Consider the following 16320-nt stretch of genomic DNA (forward strand, 5'->3'; position numbering starts at 1 on the left):
GATGAGAAAGATTTATAAATCAATTTTTACCTTCGCTTTTGCACTCATCCTATTTGGGTGTGAGAACGATGATAGAGTAATATCTACTGTACTGGACGATGTGAACACCAGTCAGGCTTTCCTTAGGATCTTGAATGTGTCCGGTTCTAACCTGGATATCTTCGATACTTCCTCTGGAGTAGATTGGCAATTGGAATATCAACTCACGGCTAACGATCCTTCACTGGAAGGTCTTACCGGGGTAGATTTTACGGTAAGTTTTATCGATAACTTTAATGACGGAGTTGATAACTCTACCGGTCCTGTACCTTTCGGATCCCTTTCCCCTGGAGATTTTGATATCCCTGGTGATTTCGGTGGATCTGTAGCCGAATATAGCTATACCCTGCAGGGCGCCATGGATGCACTGGGTCTTCAGTTGAATCAATTGAACGGTGGTGACATCTTTATCGTAAGCTGGGAAATGAGCCTGGATGACGGTACGGTTATCGGACCAGAAGATGTGAGTGGTGACGTTGCTGCTGTTGGTGGATACTACTCTGCCCAGTACCAATTGACTGCTTCTCTGGTTTGTAACTTTGATGAGCCAGATTTCTTCACTGGTACTTATCAAATTGAGCAATTGACAGGTTCTGATCCATTCTTCTCTGACGAGACATTTGGAACGCAGACTGTGGAATTGGTTGCGAATGGAACTGAGCGTTCTTTCGTATTCCTTTACTACCCTGGAAACTTTGACTTCGAACAAAACTTCGTTATGAACTTTGTTTGTGATCGAATTGAATTCTCCAGTAGTGCAGTTTCAGGAACCTTAGGATGTGGTGGAGGAACCATTACCCAAGGGAACACACCAGGCATGCCTACCTTCTTCGATCAAACATTCCAGAACGATACAGACATTACGCTGTTCATTCAGGACTTTGATGACGATGCAGGTTGTGACACTGGACCAAACCAGATTACTGTAAGATTGACCAAGCTGTAATACGCTTAGCCATCATAAATAAAAGGCCGCTCTGATGAGCGGCCTTTTTATTTCGATCAAATGCGAAGAAATTGTTAATGTTCTTCGCGCAGGCCCCAACAGGCCTTGCTTTTTAGTATCTTTCGGCTCAAATTATTGAGATGAAAAAAATACTATTCACATTCCTTGCTGTAGCATCTTTTGCAGGTGCTTACGCACAAGCTGGAGTTCAGTTGAGAAATGACGGATTCAGCGCCACAACCAATCAAATGTTCACCGAACTTCGCAAGAAGAAAGCCACTGAAGTTCCTCTGGGAACTGTAGGGTCTCCTTATATCGACGAATCATTCGCTCCCTGTGAGGTTTACTATAACGACGAATTGGTCGGAACTTTCTACTACCGACATAACGCCGTAAATGACGAGATTGAAATCAAAGACAACCCGATGCCCGATGCAGAAGTAAGCTCTCTGGCTACTATGCGTCAATTGCGGATTATAGTTAAGAAATCCGGGCAGGAGATTAGCATGCAAACCTTCGAAACTAAAGAAGACCAACTGCGCAACGGTTACCTCTACGCCATCACAGGAGAAGGTGATTATCAATTGTATCAGCGCAATAAGGTAAAGTTTACGGAAGGAACGGAAGCCGTTAGTTCCTACGTGCGTTCTCAGCCCAACCGATTCTCAATCTTTACGGACTACTACTATTCCGATAAGGATGGAAAAGTGGTAAACTTTGTTCCCTCCAGAAAGGGGGCATTCATTTCCTCTTTTGATAAGTCTATCCAATCCTCTTTGAAAGAATACATGAAAGAGGAAGGACTTAATGTGAAAAAAGAAGAAGACCTTGTCAAAATTTTCGCATTCCTGAACCAGCAAGGCGTATAACCAAAAGCCAGGAATCCAAAGCATAAAAAACCATCTGTTTTCAGCAGATGGTTTTTTTATTGCCCAAGGCGATTATCTTTGAAGTATCATGGGAAAAGATCTACGCATTTTTGGCGCGCGGGCTGTACTTGAGGCCCTGGAGGCTGGTGAGGTGCCCGAGAAAATATTGGTGCAGCATGGCCTCTCCGGTGGATTGCTTACCGAGATCCAGCAAAAAGCCAGGAAACAAAATGTTCCTCTGAGCTTTGCACCCCAAAAGGCGTTCAATAAATATGCCTCGCGGAATCATCAGGGCGTTGTTGCCTTCCTCCCAGCTATTCAATACCTGGAGTATACCGACCTTATCGATTCGGTTGTTTCCGTTGAAGAGAAACCGCTTTTCCTGCTCCTGGACGGTCTTACAGATGTGCGTAATCTCGGAGCCATTATCCGGACCGCAGTCTGCACCGGCGTACATGGCCTCATCCTCCCTACTCAGGGTACCGCTCCCATTAACGCGGACACGGTCAAAACATCGGCCGGTGCCGTCTTTAGCCTTTCCGTTGCGCGATGCCCGCATCTGAAGGATGCCATATATTACCTGCAATCCAGCGGAGTTCGGATCGCTGCGGCTACGGAAAAGTCTGAAGAATCCATCTATGACCAGGATCTCAATCAGCCCCTTGCCCTGCTTATGGGGTCAGAAGGAAAAGGTATTCATCCTTCGCTGTTGAAACTATCCGACATGCAGCTAAAATTACCCATGGAAGGAAATATTGCCTCCTTGAATGTCTCCGTAGCTTGCGGGGCAATGCTCTACGAAATCCTCCGGCAGAAAAGATAGTTCCTCCCCCCTATTGCTCCCCCGAATTATCCGGGGTATTCTTTGGTTTGTAAGGGCTATTCTTTGGTTTATAGGAATAGCGGACCCGCAGTGCGGGCCTACCGGGATCGTGTTGCTCTCCCGAACCATCTTCTGGAGATGCAGGCTCTTGCTCCTGTTCCAGTTCCCTGGAATCAATAAAATTTCCATCGGCATCGAACTGCCGCATAAAAGGATCGTCCTCTTCCCGGTAGTCTTCGGATTCCCAGGTATATTTTGGCTTCTCAGGTACTTCGTGGCGCAGCAGCAGTGCCAGCAATAATCCTGAGACTGCGCCTGCCAGATGCCCTTCCCAGGATATGCCATCCTGAATCGGGAATACATACCAGACCATGCTTCCGTATATGAACACCACGATCAGCGACAGGGCAACCAGGCGATAATGCCTGGAGATAATTCCCCGGAAAAAAATGAAGCTCGCTAACAGGTAAATGATTCCGCTGGCGCCTATGTGATAAGAGGGTCGGCCGATAATCCAGGTGAGCAAGCCGGAAAGCAATCCCCCGATTACCAGGACTTTGAAAGTGGAACGTGGATAGAAGTACAACAATACTGCACTCAGGACAAAAAGCGGCAGGGTATTGTTATATAAGTGGGTGGTGGAACCGTGAATAAAGGGACTGAATAGTATACCCCTCAGTCCTTCGAGCGTCCTGGGATAAACCCCCCAGCGGCTGAAATTACTACCCACCCGCAATTCCATCATAAAAACAACCCAAATAACTAGCACCAAAAAGAGCGGCAATAGCAGCAGACGCAAATTGGGTTTGGCATCAGGACCGGGAGACATTGCAGAATCGTTTAATGAGATATTCAAAGGTACATCTTATCGGTCTTTCCCAAAGGCCATGACCAAACAGGCTAATTGTACTATTTTTAGCTTATGAATGAACCATTAGCCGAAAGGGTCAGACCTAAATCCCTGGAAGACTACGTAAGCCAGGACCACCTGGTGGGTCCTGAGGGTGCCCTAACCCGGCAAATCCGTTCGGGAAACATCCCCTCGCTGATCTTTTGGGGACCTCCGGGGACCGGTAAAACCACCCTGGCTCAAATTATTGCCCAGGAAAGTGGTCGTCCCTTCTTTACGCTTTCTGCCATTAATAGCGGTGTAAAGGACGTTCGGGAGGTCATTGACAAGGCCCGGAAGAGCGACGGTTTATTTACCACAAAAAATCCCATTCTATTTATTGACGAAATCCATCGATTCAGCAAATCCCAACAGGATTCGCTACTGGGGGCCGTCGAAAAAGGATGGGTTACCCTGGTCGGTGCCACTACCGAGAATCCGAGTTTTGAGGTGATACCCGCCTTGCTTTCCCGCTGCCAGGTATATACCCTGAATTCCTTTGGAAAGGAGGAACTCATTCGGCTGGTAGAACGCGCGATCAAGCGTGATTCCTGGCTGGCATCCAAGGATATTCATCTGGAAGAAACCGATGCACTGCTCAGGCTTTCCGGAGGGGACGGGCGAAAATTGCTGAATATATTTGAGCTTGTTGTCTCTGCGGCGGAAACCGATAGTATACAGGTAACGGACGAGCGCGTCCTGGAATTGGTCCAGCAATCCCCGGCCCGCTACGATAAAACCGGTGAGCAACACTACGATATAATTTCGGCCTTTATCAAGTCTATCCGGGGGAGCGACCCCAATGCCGCCGTCTATTGGCTGGCGCGCATGATCGCAGGTGGGGAGGACGTAAAATTCATTGCCCGTCGCATGCTTATCCTGGCTTCGGAAGATATCGGGCTGGCAAATCCGACAGCCCTGGTAATGGCCAATGCAACGTTCCGGGCCGTGGAAGTCATTGGGTACCCGGAAGCACGCATAATCCTAAGTCAGTGTGCGGTTTACCTAGCAGCTTCTCCCAAAAGCAATAGTAGCTATATGGCCATTGGCCGTGCCCAGGAAGCTGTTCGCAAAACGGGGGACCTCAGTGTTCCACTGCCTTTACGCAACGCCCCTACCCGCCTGATGAAAGACCTGGGTTACGGGGATGCCTATAAATATGCCCACGATTTTCCGGGAAATTTTGCTTTTATGGAATTTCTGCCCGAAGGCCTGGAGGATGCCAATTTTTACACCCCTGGAGCAAATTCCAGAGAAAAGGGACTGGCCGATTTCCTCAAAGCGCGCTGGAAAGACAAATACGACTTCTAGAATTTAACGTTCAGGGCTGCTAGAATTTAACGTTCAGGGCTACCCTGAAAACTACATTGTCCTGGATGTACTCGTGCCACCAGGTCTCCCCCTCCTGATAGACCGTTCCCTTGGCCACACCATCGACCATTGCAATGTAATTATCCGGGCGAGAGGAATTCAACAGTACCATACGCACGGTTGGGGTGCTATCCACTAACTGATACCCATTGGCAATGGGCTGCGCATATAACATGTCGGAAGCTTCCCATTGCTCCTCCTGGGGGTTTTCTTCGGCCATGACAACCTGCTCCTCGACTTCCATTACTTCAGTCTCAGCTGCAGAAACTTCGTCCTTGCCGGCCTCTTTGGCTGTAGAAACTTCCTCCTGGACTGCTTCTTCAGCCGCTGTTGCTTCCGCTACCACCTCAGCTGGTGCAGCGGATTCTGCGGGAACTTCCTCCTCCTGAGGATCCTCCGGGGGATCATAGGAATAGGTCATTCCCTGCATCGATCCCAGCAGGGCGTCCGCAATAGCTTCCTTATAGGATTCTGCAAAATCCTTGGATTTACTTTCTCCATGGTATGTTTCGTAAACTACTTTGCCCTCACAATCGGAAAAGACAAACTTAATCCGGGATCTGAACATATTTCCTTCCTCCACCATAGCGGTCATCAATCCCAGACAAGGGTCTATGCGCAAATCCCTGGGCAACTTATTGTCATAAACTGCCGGAAAGCCCATTTGAGTAAGGTGATACTTGGTGAGGGTACTGGTATTGTATTGGTTAGTCTGCCTGAAATTTTCGAATCGCGTGGGAACGATAAGGTATTTGTAGGCGTTGATTTCAGTTTGTGCCTGAGCAAAGGAAAGTCCTGCCAAACAGCAGATTAGAACATTGCGTAACCGATTCATGTGGAGCTTTTATTTGCTGCCCCAAGATAGGATATTTAATCCGAACTGTACCGAAGCATAGTGGCTGTTCGCGATATTTCGGTATCCCAGAAGATTGTCTGCCAGGACATAGAATTGTATGGGTCCTGCCTGCACATTGAGCCCCAGGCCCAAATTGGCAAGATTGTATTTATCTGCGGTGTAGGTGCCCTTGAGCGCCAGGAAATTCCCGATTCGCCTCAGGTAAAAACCCGTAATGGCTGCTTGTGGGCCCCTTGGCCGGTTGATCAGGAATAACTGACCTCCTACTGCATTGCGATAGGTATTGTTCAATTCTGCGCCACCTGTTGTACCGACATCGCAATCACAGGATTGTTGTCCTCCTCCCGCCGAAGGCTCACCAAAATCGTAGCGCACGGACCCATATAACTTGGTAGGACGAAAACTGACATAGGACGAGTTTTCCTCTTCAAAGGGAATGAGTTCTTCGATCTCATCGACCAAATCCTCCCAGAAATCGGCATTGGGATCGGCGAGGGCTTGCGGGAGAATCACTTCGACCCCTTCTACGGTTGCCCTTCCTTTCAGGGTAAAGGTCCGCACATCACCACTGTGCAGCATGAACCCAACGTCTAGTAAGCTTCCCGTGATCAATAGTTGTTGATTCACTGCCCAGGTAAATCCGAGATCCACGCCTAACCCCAGGTCACCCCCGAGAAGTGCGCGCTTCATTAACGTGCTGCTTAATCCGGCATCCGAATCGGCCCCGTCTTCCAGGGCAGCTATTCCCGAAGTCTGCAAACGCATATCTGCAACCAGGGTGTTGGAAACCAGATTGTTTATTCCTTCCTGAGTCAGGAGGTATCCCCGGTTTCGGGTACTGCTAAAGTGGTAAATCCCTGAATAAATCTTAGCCCGAGCACCTAGGGTAAGCTGTCGGTTCATCTGGCGATTAATCCCGAAGTGAAATACGCTGTTAGCCTCTCCCCGGGTCTTCAAATGGCTTAAACGGAAGCGTTCCCCATAGCGGCCGGCGTTTCCTTCCCAGGCGAGGACGGCCAGGTCCCGGGGCCAGTAATTAATCACATCCTGTTCTATGTACCAACCAAAGGAATAAAAGGTGTCGTCCCGGTTTGGATCGCGAAATCCCCCGCTGAGTAACTCCAGCTGGATCGTACTGCTGACGTCGTCCCGGGAAGTTAGTCCATAGACGGCCCGATCCCTGATCTTGTCATTGATATCCAGTCCGTCCTGTGCAAAAATATCGTTGACAGCGATCCCGCTGGTACCCGCCTGAACAGAAATCCCTGAGGCCAGGGGCACCCCGGCATACCATTGATAGGAAGCGCGTACTCCGGGATTCAGTAAGAGCGATTGGGGAATCTCGTAGAAATCGTACAACAGGGATTTATGCTGCGAAAAAACCACAGCATGCAAAAGAAAGATTGAGAATGCTATTAAGTACTTCCTCATTGGAGCCGGATGCGGAAGGCTGCGCTCGAACGCAGGATAACCATTGGATTTGGGAGACTGGAGGTGCTGCTGTTATCCCCAAGGTTCTCGGCACTGACGCGGATCCCTGAGGTGTTTCTGATAATGTCAATATTGCGTCCGCCCATTCCGTAAGCAACATCCCTTCGGAGTAAGGCAGTCGGGGCTGCAGGCATCGTAAAGAATTCGGAATCCAGGACATTGTCGGCGTCGTCCAGGAATTCGATAAGTACTTCCAGGGGCTTGCTGGTTGTGTTTTCCAATTCATAGGACACAACCCCGTCGAGCAGGTTTTCGCTTACGAAATCCTCCGCAAATGCGTCAAAATTGAAGGTTTGCTGGATAAAATTAACGCCAGTCAGCTGATTGATGATGCGTTCCGGGGCCTCTACATAAATCATGCTTGCCTCAACCGTTGGCGTAACTTCAAGCGCGTCGATCTGGTCAAAATCCTGGGATTCTGAACAAGAGATCGAGCCGATCAGGGCAATCGCGAGGCCGAGAAGGTAGTTTTTCGCCTTGTGCATCAGTAAAATTATTTGAGGTGTATAGCTGCTTAGTAACAGCTCAAAGCCTGTATTCCCTACTAATAACTCTACAAATACTGTTTTATTTCGTGAAGATGACCCAGCACAGGCCCCTGATAATCCTCAAAATCGGAAATCTCCTCCCCGGGTGGCATATAGAACAGGGTTTGAAGTCCAGCCTTCAGGGCGCCCTGTATGTCTGCTTCCAGGCTATCACCGATCATCAAGGATTGCTCGGGGGGAACGTTGGCGCGCTCAAGGGCGGTATTAAAAATTTTGGGATGCGGCTTCTTGACCCCCGCGGCTTCCGAACTCATGACCACAGCGAAATATTCAGAAATTCCCGAATTGGAGAGCTTGCGATGTTGTACTTCCTCAAATCCATTGGTAATGATATGCAACCGGTAACGGGGAGCCAGGTAATCCAGGATGTCCTGTGCGCCGGGCATCAAATGGGTGTGGTTGCTGAGACGTTCAATGTAAACCTGGGAAAACAAGGTAATCCGGCGATCCGATACCCGATACCCAATGCCGTCAAAGGCATCCCTTAGCCTTCGAAAGCGCAAGGCCTGCTTTCCAATTTTCCCATTGCGGAATAGCTTCCAGTATTGACGGTTCAGCGGGACATAAACCTTGAGGAAGTCGTCCAGGTTAACGTCTACCTGGTAGTCTTCGAACAGGGAGGCATAGGTAAGGGCCGAATTCTTTTCAAAATCCCACAAGGTGTGATCCAGATCAAAAAACACATCGGTAACGCCCGGTTTAAGCATAGTAGGTTCTGAGTATAGATTCGTATAATTCCAGCCAGTTTTCCGTTTCGTGACCCCCCAATAATTCATTCGAAAAAATGAATGTCATGTCACCATTTACCTTTTTGACCGATTGATAAACGCCTCCAATGGCCTCCATCATCTCCTCCCGGCTGGGGTACCTCAGCAGGGCATAGTCCTGGAAAGCAAAGGGAAATATGCGAATCGGCTGTTGGCTTTCCAGTGAAATATCATAGAAGGGGAAGGCAATGCTCGTACTTGCCCGAAAGCCTATCAGGTGGGTATACCCCATGGTGTAATCCTCGGCAAACTCCGCTTCTGCCAAATCCCGATAGGTATGGGGTACCAAAACCCGGTTGTAGCGGATCCTAGAATACTTCACCGGGCGATTCAACACCTCCGAAAGCCTGGTTTTTTCCTTCCGCATGACCACGGCATCCCTTGAAGCCGTATAAGATATCGCCAGGGAAACAATGGAGTAATCCGCCACAGATTTTATCAGGTGGCGGAACTTGTTATTGTTCGGACTTACATTTTTATCGTAAGTGGAATACGCCGCAAACTGGAAAAAGAACATGGCCTTGACCGGGTACTTCTTGTGCAAGGCAATTAATTGGTCAAAGTTGTCGTAGGGGTCGGCAGATGGGTTAAACCAGACACGGATTCGCTGAAAAAGGCGTCTGATCCGGAATTTGGAAAGGTCGTACATCATCCCGCCAATACTTCTTGCCAGGCCCCGCCGTGCAAAACAGTGGGAAGTGGTCACATCGATTATGGGTCTGAACCGATAGGCGCGCTCCCGGTAGTGCATCTGTGGAAATCGTTCCAGAAGGGCATCCCTCAATTTATAGGCCCAGAGATCGATCAGGGGTAAATGCAGGAAGTTTTCCTGATAGGCCAGGCTTTCCCGCGGGGGAAAACGGCCGTGTTTATCCTTGACATGGGGCAGGTATTCTTCATATCGACTGATCAGGTAAAAGGATGCTGCCAATATATCGAAGGGCAGGGTACTGCGCTCCCCCGCTTTGAAAAAACAAGGTAAATCGTCCCAGGTCCCCATTTGAATCTCGACCTCCCCAAGGCCTTGTTCAAACAACAACTCCTGGCTCCTTATAAAAAATTCGTTCTGCAACGGTTGCCTGCTATACGTTAGTTTGGGGCCTTTGTGTGCAATAAAGTCTTCTACGGTGGTACTCAGGCGTATGTCTATCCCCAGGATCCGGGTAAAAACCTGACGGGTAATATAGGTAAGCCGCGGACTGACTTTATGTGTGTAAATCAGGAGCTGTTCCAAGAATCAAAGCAGTTGTTCATCTGCAAAGCTATAATATTCTTCCCCATTGAGTATCAAATGATCCAAAACCCGTATATCCATAAGATTTGCCGCCCGTTTAACCTTGCGGGTAATCTGCTGGTCGGCCCGACTTGGTTTCAGGTTTCCTGAAGGGTGGTTGTGAGCCAGGACCAAAGCTACCGCCTGTAGTTCAAGGGCTTTTTTGAGGATGAGCCGGACATCGACCAGGGTTCCCGTTATACCTCCTTTACTGAGTTGATGGGTGCACAGCACCTTGTTCGCGCTATTCAGGCAGATTACCCAGAATTCCTCGTGCTCCAAATGTCCGATCCGGGATTTGAGAAGCAAAAAAGCATCCCGACTCTGACGGATGCGTACCTGCTTTCCACCCGGGTCCTCCTGAAGCCGCCTGCCGATTTCGAGCGCAGCGGAAAGAATTACTGCCTTAGCTGGTCCAATTCCTTTGAATTGCTGTAACCGCTCCAGGGACAACTCCCTGAGTCCCTTAAACGAAATCCTACCTCCCTGAATAATCCGGCCAGCCAGGTCCAGGGAAGACTCCCCCGAAGTTCCTGATCCCAATAGGATAGCCAGGAGTTCGACGTCCGTAAGGACTGCGGGGCCTAGTCGCAGCAGACGTTCCCTGGGCCGATCCCGGGTCGCCCTTTCCCGAATCCTGTATGTCTCCTTCTCAACTATCAATAGGAGGTCCAATTAAATCGGGTGGGCGCAAATGCGAAGCAGCATGGATCAAAAAATGCGTAATTTTAGAGAAACAACAGCGCAAATGAAATCACTCTTCGACGACGCGGCCTGTGAGGAAATCCTTAACCGGCTCGACCAATTGAGCCCGGAAAGTCAGGGCGAGTGGGGCAAAATGACCGTTGGGCAAATGGCCTGGCACTGTCAGTTCCCGCTAAAATTGGCCATTGAAAACAGAGCTACCAGCGAGAAAGGAAATCGTTTGCTGCGATGGCTTTTCAAAAGGAGTTTGTACAGTGATAAACCCTGGAGGAAAAACCTGCCCACTGCCCCAAAATTAAAAGCCACCGAGCCCAAAGATTTTGCCCAGGAATTTCCCCCTTTGCGGAAACTTGTGACAGAATTCAATGAATTGAAGACTCGCGAAAACTGGAATCCGCATCCGATGTTTGGGACTTTTACCCGGCAGCAGTGGGGGCAAATGCAGTACAAACATCTGGATCACCACCTCCGGCAATTCGGGGTCTGAACCTTAGATGGCTCCCAGATCCAACCCGCCGTAATTCCCGCTACTCATAAGCAGGAGAACACCTTGTTGGCCCAGGGCATTCAAGGCCTGTTCCAATGCTTTGGTCTGTGTGAAGACCTGAAGGTCGTCCCGCTCGAAAGCCTTGCGGATGACTTCGGGGTCAATTGGCTCCAGACCCTTAATTTCCAGTGATTCGGGAATATAGAACACCAGGGCATTATCCGCCGCCTCCAGACTCCCGGCATATTCCTTTAAAAACTCGGAATTCAGGCTGCTGTAGGTATGGAGTTCAAGGCAGGCCGTAAAGGGAAGCCCGGGAAACTGTTCCCGCACGGCCCGGGTAGTCGCCTGCACTTTGGAAGGGGAATGCGCAAAATCCTTGAAGACTTTATGTTCCGGGGTATCCTTCAGGGTTTCCAGGCGTTTGGCAGCACCACTAAACGTGGCCATGGCTTCGTAAAAGTCCGCCTCATCCACACCCAATTGCTGGCAGATCCAGCGTGCCCCTGCCAGGTTATTCAAATTGTGCTTCCCGAATACCTGAAGCGGAAGCTGGCCTTCCGGAGTATCCAAATAGGTCGTTCCCTGCTGAACCTCATAAGCTGGAGTTTCATACGGAAATTTGCGAATCGGTGCCTGCAGCGCATCCAGAAGCCTGCGGACCTCAGCATCTTCAGAATTGTAGGTTATACTCCCTCCTGGAACAATAGACTCGAGAAAAATCCGGAATTGATCGCTGTAATTCTCAAAAGTTGGAAAAACGTTGATGTGGTCCCAGGCGATCCCGGAAAGCAAGGCAATATTGGGCTTGTAGGCATGAAACTTTGGCCGGGGATCCAGGGCTGAGGAGAGGTATTCGTCCCCCTCCAGGATAATAAATTCATTCTCCTCGGTAAGGTGAACCATACGGTCAAATCCCTCGAGCTGGGCGCCGACCATATAATCTGCAGGCTTGTCCCAATAGTTCATCACATGGAGAATCATAGAGGTAATCGTTGTTTTTCCATGGCTTCCAGCGATCACCACCCGGGTCTTTTCCCGGGAATGCTCAAAGAGGAATTCTGGGTAAGAATAAATCTTCAACCCCAGCTCACGAGCACGGGCCAGTTCAGGATTATCTGCTTTGGCATGCATGCCCAGAATCACCACATCCAGGTCCTCATGAATGCGATCGGGGTTCCATCCCATGGTTTCGGGAAGCAATCCCGCACGAGCCAGCCTTCCCCGGGAAGGTTCAAAGATTACGTCGTCACTACCTGTAATATCATTGCCGGAATCGTGCAGGGCCAGGGCCAGGTTATGCATGGCGCTTCCTCCTATGGCAATAAAGTGGATTCGCATTACTAGTTGTTTAGGTATTCAAAAGCGTCCAGAGTCGGTCTTTGAGCTCGCTAAGTCCTTTACCGGCTACGGAGGAAATAAACATGCATTCGACTCCGGGAAGGGTTTCGTCCAATTCTGCTTTTAACTCCGCAAGTAGTTCCTCATCGAGCATATCGCATTTGGAAATGGCCAGAAGGCGTCGCTTGTCGAGCATTTCGGGGTTATAGCGTTCCAATTCCCTGAGTAAAATTCCATATTCCTTCGCGATATCCTTGCTATCGGCTGGCACAATGAAAAGCAGGGTCGCGTTGCGCTCAATGTGTCTGAGGAAATAATGACCCAGGCCGCGGCCTTCGGAAGCTCCTTCAATAATTCCGGGGATGTCGGCCATTACGAAACTACGGTAATCCCGGTACTGTACAATGCCCAGGTTGGGTTTCAGGGTGGTGAACTCATAGTCCGCAATCTTAGGTTTGGCCGAAGTCATTACAGAAAGCAAGGTGGATTTACCTGCATTGGGAAAGCCTACCAGGCCAACATCTGCCAGTACTTTTAGCTCCAGGGTAAGATCCTGGTCTTCCCCTTCCAATCCCGGTTGGGCATAACGGGGGGTCTGATTCGTGGCACTTTTAAAATGCCAGTTCCCACGACCTCCTAATCCGCCCCGGGCTACGATTTCCTCCTGCCCATCTTCCGTGATTTCCAGAAGTGTTTCCCCGGTATCGGTTCGCTTAACGGTAGTTCCCAAGGGAACTTCCAGGATCACATCGTCCCCATCGGCACCGGTGCTTCGCTGCTTTCCCCCATTCTCGCCATTACCGGCCTTGTAGTGCCTCTTGAATTTAAAGCTGAGCAGGGTCCACAGGTTTTTATTGCCTTTGAGGATAACATGGCCACCGCGGCCACCATCTCCCCCATCAGGCCCACCCTTGGCAACGTATTTTTCACGCCGTAAATGCGTAGATCCCCGTCCGCCATCTCCGGATCGCAGGTGGACCTTAACATAGTCGACAAAGTTGCCTTCGGTCATGGATTACAAGTTCTCAATAACCTGCTGCAGCCTTCGGGTAATTTCGGCGATTTCTCCAATCCCGTTAACACTGTGAAATTTACCCTGAGCGGAGTAGTAATCTTTTAAAGGAGCCGTTTTGGCATTGTATTCTTCGAAGCGGTTGCGGATTTTGGATTCGTCCTGATCGTCGGAACGGCCACTATCCTTACCACGTTGCAACAACCTTTTGATCAGCTCCTGGTCGTCGGCCTCAAGGGCAATGGTCGCATCGATTTTCATATCCTTGGAATCGAGAAAGGCATCGAGTGCCTCGGCCTGGGCAACGGTTCTGGGAAAACCATCAAAGATGAATCCGGAAGCCTCCGGGTTCTTTTCCACTTCCTCCTGCAACATTTTAATCGTTACAGAATCGGGTACCAGCTCGCCCTTATCGATATAGGATTTGGCTAATGTCCCCAGGTCAGTACCCTGGGATATGTTGTAGCGAAAAACATCTCCGGTGGAGATGTGCTTGAGGTTGTAATGCTCCTTGAGAAATGCCGCCTGGGTACCTTTTCCAGCTCCAGGCTTCCCAAACAAGACTAAGTTGGTCATGTCTTCTTCGTTTAATTGGTAAATGTCGCGCAGATTCCTTCCCTGTTCGCGATAGTCCAGTCCATAACCCACGATAAATTTATCGGGAATCTCCATCCCGAAATAATCTATGGGATATTCCCCATTATAGCTGTCGGACTTATAAAAGAGCGAGGCTATCTTAAAATCCTTTACGTTGCGGTTGGAAAACATATGAACCAGTTCCTGCAGGGTACGTCCGGTATCGATAATATCTTCGAGAATGATCACATGCCGCCCTTCGACCTCCTCGGGTAAATCCAATAAGGTCTCAACGATCCCGGTGGAGGTGAGCCCCCGATACGAACTGAGCTTTACAAAGGTCAGCTCGCAGGGATAGGGATAGCACTTCATAAAATCCGAAACGAACATGTAGGCCCCGTTGAGTACCCCTACAAAAACAGGGGTCTGGTCCCGGTACTCCCGAGCGATATCATCGGCCATTTTACGCACGGCCGCGAGTATTTCTGCCTCGGAGATATAGGCCTTGAATTGCTTGTCGAATATGCGGATAGAATCTTGCATTGCGTCCAGTCTGCGAATATAGTGTTTTGCCGACTCTTTTTTCGCTGCGCCCTGTGCTTTAGGAGATTTCGTCTTATTTTTGTGCAAACCAAACACGCTGCTATGTCCGAATCCCGGGACCTCTTTTCTTCAGACTTCTGCCTCGCTATTTTAGGGGGAGGACAATTGGGAAAGATGATGCTCTATCAAACCCGTCAATGGGATTTGCGAACCAAGGTCATGGACGCCTCGCCGGAAGCCCCTTCCCGCCTGGCCTGTAATGAATTCGTTATCGGGGACCTGATGGATTACGACGCGGTCATGGCTTTTGGCAAAGACGCGGACTTGCTTACCATTGAAATCGAAAACGTCAATGTTGAAGCCCTGGAGGACCTGCAGAACAAGGGAGTCGAAGTCTTTCCCCAGCCCAAGGCGCTCCGAATTATCCAGAATAAGGCCCAGCAAAAACTCTTTTATACCGACAATAATATCCCGACAGCGCCCTTCTCGCGCTTTGCCTATACCAGTGAAATTGAGGACAGCCTGGCCAATGGGGGGCTGGCCTTTCCCTTTGTGTGGAAAAGTGCCCGCTTTGGTTATGATGGGCAAGGCGTAAAAATTGTACGGGAGGCTGCCGATCTGGAAGGCCTTCCCAACGTAGAGTGCATTGCCGAATCGCTGATTCCCTTTACTCACGAACTCGCGGTAATCGTATCGCGCAATGTGCAGGGGGAAGTCAAAACCTATCCGGTGGTCGAAATGGAATTCCATCCCGAGGCCAACCAGGTAGAATATGTCCTCTGCCCGGCGAGAATACCTGAAGAATTATCGCAGAAAGCTCAGGATATTGCGCTTAAGGTATCGCAAGGCCTTGGTATCGTTGGCCTGCTTGCGGTGGAAATGTTCCTGACCGAATCAGGAGAAATCCTGGTCAATGAATCAGCTCCTCGCCCTCACAATAGCGGACACTACAGCATAGAAGGAAGTTATACGGATCAGTTTGAGCAACACCTTCGGGCCATTCTTGGCCTGCCTCTGGGAAGAACGGACAGTAAGGTACCCGCGGTAATGGTAAACCTGGTGGGTGCCGAGGGGCATACGGGGGATGTGCGCTACGAAGGGCTGGACGAAATCCTGGCCATGCCGGGTGTTAGCCCGCACATATACGGTAAAAGAAAAACACGGCCCTTTCGGAAGATGGGCCATGTAACTATAGCGGATGCCTCCCTGGAGGAAGCCCGGGCAACAGCCGCCCGGGTTAAGTCAGTCATCCGCGTTCACGCTAAATCGAACAAGTGATGCGAAAAGTAGCTATTGTAATGGGAAGTACGAGCGATCTGCCAGTGATGCAACAGGCCATAGATGTCCTCAGGGAATTGGACGTACCCTGCTTCGTGGATATTGTATCGGCACACCGCACGCCGGAAAAACTGGCGGAGTTCGGGCAAACGGCACATGAGCAGGGCTTTGACGTGATCATTGCCGGAGCCGGTGGTGCAGCCCACCTCCCGGGGATGCTGGCCGCCTACAGCCCGCTGCCTGTAATCGGTGTTCCTGTAAAAAGCAGTAATTCGATAGATGGATGGGATTCCGTCCTCTCTATTTTGCAAATGCCCGGGGGAGTCCCGGTAGCTACGGTGGCCCTCGACGGGGCAAAAAATGCTGGTATCCTGGCTGCCCAGATTTTGGGTGCAGCCGATGCCGACCTGCGCCATCGCATAGCCGAATACAAACAAGCGTTGAAGAACAAGGTAGAAAATGGTTCTACCGAGGTAAGAAAGAAGTTTAACGGATAAGTACGCCCA

General features: G+C 49.9%; 17 protein-coding genes. 7 read left to right on the forward strand and 10 right to left on the reverse strand.

The window, feature by feature from the left end; genetic code table 11:
- Position 1 precedes the first annotated feature (1 nt).
- From BM318_RS13690 to rlmB, 3 genes are all read left to right on the forward strand, one after another.
- Positions 2–985 carry a hypothetical protein gene (locus tag BM318_RS13690; protein WP_092983220.1) on the forward strand — a complete coding sequence of 328 codons (984 nt, stop codon included), beginning with the start codon at positions 2–4 and terminating at the stop codon, positions 983–985.
- A gap of 140 nt (positions 986–1125) precedes the next feature.
- Complete coding sequence (locus BM318_RS13695; protein WP_092983222.1) at positions 1126–1854, forward strand: hypothetical protein; 729 nt, start codon at positions 1126–1128, stop codon at positions 1852–1854.
- An 88-nt stretch (positions 1855–1942) separates the two neighbouring features.
- Complete coding sequence (gene rlmB / locus BM318_RS13700) at positions 1943–2677, forward strand: 23S rRNA (guanosine(2251)-2'-O)-methyltransferase RlmB (protein WP_092983224.1); 735 nt, start codon at positions 1943–1945, stop codon at positions 2675–2677.
- Positions 2678–2687: 10 nt separating this feature from the next.
- Here rlmB and BM318_RS13705 read toward each other — a convergent pair whose 3' ends face one another.
- Positions 2688–3506 carry a rhomboid family intramembrane serine protease gene (locus tag BM318_RS13705; RefSeq protein WP_092983226.1) on the reverse strand — a complete coding sequence of 273 codons (819 nt, stop codon included), beginning with the start codon at positions 3504–3506 and terminating at the stop codon, positions 2688–2690.
- Positions 3507–3599: 93 nt separating this feature from the next.
- Here BM318_RS13705 and BM318_RS13710 point away from each other — a divergent pair, with 93 nt between their 5' ends.
- On the forward strand, positions 3600–4877 hold the full coding sequence (locus BM318_RS13710) for a replication-associated recombination protein A (RefSeq protein WP_092983228.1): 1278 nt from the start codon (positions 3600–3602) through the stop codon (positions 4875–4877).
- Between the two features lie 19 nt (positions 4878–4896).
- On the opposite strand, the gene BM318_RS13715 is transcribed toward BM318_RS13710, so the two are convergent.
- From BM318_RS13715 to radC, 6 genes are all read right to left on the reverse strand, one after another.
- The gene (locus BM318_RS13715) at positions 4897–5772 is read right to left on the reverse strand and encodes a hypothetical protein (protein ID WP_092983230.1); all 876 of its coding nucleotides are present in this window, start codon (positions 5770–5772) and stop codon (positions 4897–4899) included.
- 9 nt (positions 5773–5781) lie between these two features.
- Positions 5782–7224: a DUF5723 family protein gene (locus tag BM318_RS13720; protein WP_092983232.1), complete on the reverse strand. Its 1443-nt coding sequence runs from the start codon at positions 7222–7224 to the stop codon at positions 5782–5784.
- Positions 7221–7769 (reverse strand): hypothetical protein, encoded by a 549-nt coding sequence (locus BM318_RS13725; RefSeq protein WP_092983234.1) that lies wholly within the window; start codon positions 7767–7769, stop codon positions 7221–7223. Before BM318_RS13725 ends, BM318_RS13720 begins: the two co-directional genes overlap by 4 nt.
- 68 nt (positions 7770–7837) lie before the next feature.
- Positions 7838–8539 (reverse strand): YjjG family noncanonical pyrimidine nucleotidase, encoded by a 702-nt coding sequence (locus tag BM318_RS13730; RefSeq protein WP_092983236.1) that lies wholly within the window; start codon positions 8537–8539, stop codon positions 7838–7840.
- A complete protein-coding gene (locus BM318_RS13735; protein WP_092983238.1) occupies positions 8532–9833 on the reverse strand; it encodes a polysaccharide deacetylase family protein in 1302 nt (433 codons plus the stop codon). Before BM318_RS13735 ends, BM318_RS13730 begins: the two co-directional genes overlap by 8 nt.
- A 3-nt stretch (positions 9834–9836) precedes the next feature.
- Positions 9837–10535, reverse strand: coding sequence for a RadC family protein (gene radC, locus BM318_RS13740; protein ID WP_317040368.1), 699 nt, complete (start codon positions 10533–10535; stop codon positions 9837–9839).
- Positions 10536–10620: 85 nt separating this feature from the next.
- Between radC and BM318_RS13745 the strand changes: the two genes are divergently transcribed.
- Positions 10621–11064 (forward strand): DUF1569 domain-containing protein, encoded by a 444-nt coding sequence (locus tag BM318_RS13745; protein WP_092983240.1) that lies wholly within the window; start codon positions 10621–10623, stop codon positions 11062–11064.
- Positions 11065–11067: 3 nt separating this feature from the next.
- Here the strand turns inward: BM318_RS13745 and BM318_RS13750 are convergent, their stop codons facing one another.
- Genes BM318_RS13750 through BM318_RS13760 form a run of 3 tightly spaced genes read right to left on the reverse strand, consistent with a single transcriptional unit; the run spans position 11068 to position 14536 of the window.
- A complete protein-coding gene (locus BM318_RS13750) occupies positions 11068–12405 on the reverse strand; it encodes a UDP-N-acetylmuramate--L-alanine ligase (protein ID WP_092983242.1) in 1338 nt (445 codons plus the stop codon).
- 10 nt (positions 12406–12415) lie between these two features.
- Positions 12416–13417: a GTPase ObgE gene (obgE, locus tag BM318_RS13755; protein ID WP_092983244.1), complete on the reverse strand. Its 1002-nt coding sequence runs from the start codon at positions 13415–13417 to the stop codon at positions 12416–12418.
- Between the two features lie 3 nt (positions 13418–13420).
- Positions 13421–14536 carry an adenylate kinase gene (locus tag BM318_RS13760; RefSeq protein ID WP_092983245.1) on the reverse strand — a complete coding sequence of 372 codons (1116 nt, stop codon included), beginning with the start codon at positions 14534–14536 and terminating at the stop codon, positions 13421–13423.
- Between the two features lie 102 nt (positions 14537–14638).
- Between BM318_RS13760 and purK the strand changes: the two genes are divergently transcribed.
- Positions 14639–15814, forward strand: a complete 1176-nt coding sequence (purK, locus tag BM318_RS13765; protein WP_092983247.1) for a 5-(carboxyamino)imidazole ribonucleotide synthase — start codon at positions 14639–14641, stop codon at positions 15812–15814.
- Entirely contained in the window at positions 15814–16311 is a 498-nt protein-coding gene (purE, locus tag BM318_RS13770) for a 5-(carboxyamino)imidazole ribonucleotide mutase (RefSeq protein WP_092983249.1), read from the forward strand. Before purK ends, purE begins: the two co-directional genes overlap by 1 nt.
- The last annotated feature ends 9 nt before the right edge of the window (positions 16312–16320 follow it).

The organism is Robiginitalea myxolifaciens (genome assembly GCF_900115205.1).
GTDB classification, from domain to species: Bacteria; Bacteroidota; Bacteroidia; order Flavobacteriales; family Flavobacteriaceae; genus Robiginitalea; species Robiginitalea myxolifaciens.